General features: G+C 64.6%; 1 protein-coding gene and 1 pseudogene. One reads left to right on the forward strand and one right to left on the reverse strand.

Annotation, left to right across the window (positions count from 1 at the left end; translation table 11 throughout):
• A pseudogene (locus tag EN879_RS36915) lies at positions 1–281 on the forward strand (NAD(P)-dependent oxidoreductase); the annotation flags it as partial.
• A 24-nt stretch (positions 282–305) separates the two neighbouring features.
• Here EN879_RS36915 and EN879_RS36920 read toward each other — a convergent pair.
• A partial coding sequence (locus tag EN879_RS36920; RefSeq protein ID WP_245493944.1) for a FadR/GntR family transcriptional regulator occupies positions 306–1,062 on the reverse strand: 757 nt, incomplete at its 5' end.

Genomic DNA, 1,062 nt, shown 5'->3' on the forward strand with positions numbered 1-1,062 from the left:
GCGGCTTCTACCAGACCTTCATGCGCTGGACGCTGGAAGGTGACCGCGACGCGCACAAATTCACCATCGCCAACGCCTTCAAGGACCTGACCTATCTGGAATCGATGGCGGGTGCGGCCGGCATTGCCAACCCGCTCGGCAACGCCACCAAGAACGCCTTCGCCGGTGCCCACGCAACCGGCCCGGCCGAGCAATTCGTACCGATGCTGGCAACGCATATCGGGAAGGTGAACGGCGTCGACCTGATGCCGATGAAGGATGGCAAGAAGCAGACCATTTAACCGATTGCCCAACGCAGGCGCCGATCACCGCCTCCAGCGCCCGATCCCTTCATCGGTATCCGCAAGCAGCTTGTGCACGGCGTTGCGCGCGGCGGCCGGGCGCTGCAGGCGGATGTTCTTTTCGATCGCCTCATGCAGCTTCTGCGCCTGGCGCTGATCGGCGACCTGCTGTGTCGTGAATGCGAAAAGATGGTCGAGCGCCGACTCGATCAGCACGCCGAGCGGCACCAGAAGGTCGTTGCCGGAGGCGCGCAGGATGGCCAGATGAAAGCGCGTATCGGCGCGGATACGCTCCTGCAGGCTCAAGGCTTCGCCCATCTCGCGGCAGGCCTGGCTGATTTCCGCCATTTGCTCGTCACTGCGCCGTATGGCTGCAAAGGCCGATGCTTCCGGCTCGATGATATGACGAAACTCCTGCACGGTTCGCAGGAACGCCTCGCGGTCGGGCGCCGTCGCGTACCAGGCCAGCACGTCGCGGTCGAGCAGGTTCCAGCGCTCCTTCGGCTCGACCCAGCTGCCGATCTTGGGGCGTGAGGCCAACAGGCTTTTCGCCATCAGCATCTTGATGGCTTCGCGCACCGCCGAACGGCTGACATTGAAGATCTCGGCCCATCTGGACTCGTTGGGCAGGATGGTGCCGGGCGGATAGTCGCCACGCACGATCCGCAGGCCGATCTCGCCGGCCAGCGAGACATGGACGCTCGCTCCCGCAAAATGCGCGGCACCGGCCTTGCGCATGACAGCCGGGCCGTGGCTGGCTTGTGCCTTGGCCCGGTCGGTT

This window comes from Mesorhizobium sp. M7A.F.Ca.AU.002.02.1.1, assembly GCF_003998535.1.
Classification (GTDB): Bacteria; Pseudomonadota; Alphaproteobacteria; order Rhizobiales; family Rhizobiaceae; genus Mesorhizobium; species Mesorhizobium ciceri.